Below are 474 nucleotides of genomic sequence, written 5' to 3' on the forward strand. Positions count from 1 at the left end.
CCGGTACGTTTTGTACGGCGGTTTCCATCGCATCTTGCAGGGCTTCGCGGATTTCAGACGGCATTTGATTAGATGTTGCCTGATACGCGGTCAGCAACTGATAAGGCAGGACGCGGGCGCGGGCAATGGCGGTTTCGTCACGCAGTTTTTCTGCCACCATTTTGATGTTTTTGCTTTTAGCAAACACTTCGTGGCGCAGGAAAGTGTTCAGGTTTTGACGAACCTGCTGCCATGAGCCGTTATGGGCGATTTGCGCCCAGTCGCCGCTGTTCAAGTCTAAAGCAGTGAGCATTTGGAAAGGAACGTTGGGCAATTCGCCTTCTCGGCTTTGTTTGTAGTCTTCAAAGGCGCGGGTAATGGTCGGCAATGCTTCGCGGTCGTACGGTTTGCCGATAAGCCACGCAAACCAGGCGGCACGCCATGCTTCACGCGGTTTGGGATGCACCATTTTGACCACGTCCGCCAGCGACGGGG

1 pseudogene is annotated in these 474 nt (G+C 54.6%); it reads right to left on the reverse strand.

From position 1 onward, the window contains the following. Nucleotides 1–474 (reverse strand): annotated as a pseudogene (locus ACTHUR_RS19825) (RNA-binding protein); the annotation flags it as partial.

The organism is Neisseria sp. P0021.S007 (assembly GCF_051956855.1).